Here is a 502-nt window from a genome sequence, read left to right on the forward strand (position 1 = left end):
GCGCACGATCGTGGCCGGTTCGATGCCGGCCGCCAGCGCGCAGGCGATCGCGGCGAGCGCGTTGCGCACGTTGTGCTCGCCCGCGGCGGCCAGTTTCACCGCGAATTCGCCGGAAGGGGCCGTCACTTTCAAATTGTTACCAAAGCCGGTGGCGGTATAGCTTGCGCGCACGTCGCAGGCGTCGCCCAGGCCGAACGTCAGGCTGCGGCAATGCCCGGCCAGGCCGCGCCACAGCGGCGTGTAGACGTCGTCGCCCGGATACACGGCGACACCGTCGGCCGGCAATGCCGCGAAGACGGAGCCGTTCTCCTGCGCCACCGCTTCCACGGTGTGCATGAATTCCTGGTGCTCGCGCTGGGCGTTGTTGACCAAGCCGACCGTCGGCTGGGCGATGGCGGCCAGGCGGCCGATTTCTCCCGGATGGTTCATGCCCAGCTCCACCACCGCGGCGCGGTGCGCCGCTTCCAGGCGCATCAGGGTGAGCGGCACGCCGATCTCGTTG

The 502-nt window shown here is 69.5% G+C and carries 1 protein-coding gene; it reads right to left on the reverse strand.

Annotation, left to right across the window (positions count from 1 at the left end):
- Positions 1-502: Mur ligase family protein (locus KVT32_RS28610; RefSeq protein WP_254637060.1), on the reverse strand; the 502-nt coding region annotated here is incomplete at both ends.

Source organism: Achromobacter sp. GbtcB20, from assembly GCF_019091095.1.
GTDB lineage: Bacteria > Pseudomonadota > Gammaproteobacteria > Burkholderiales > Burkholderiaceae_B > Achromobacter > Achromobacter mucicolens.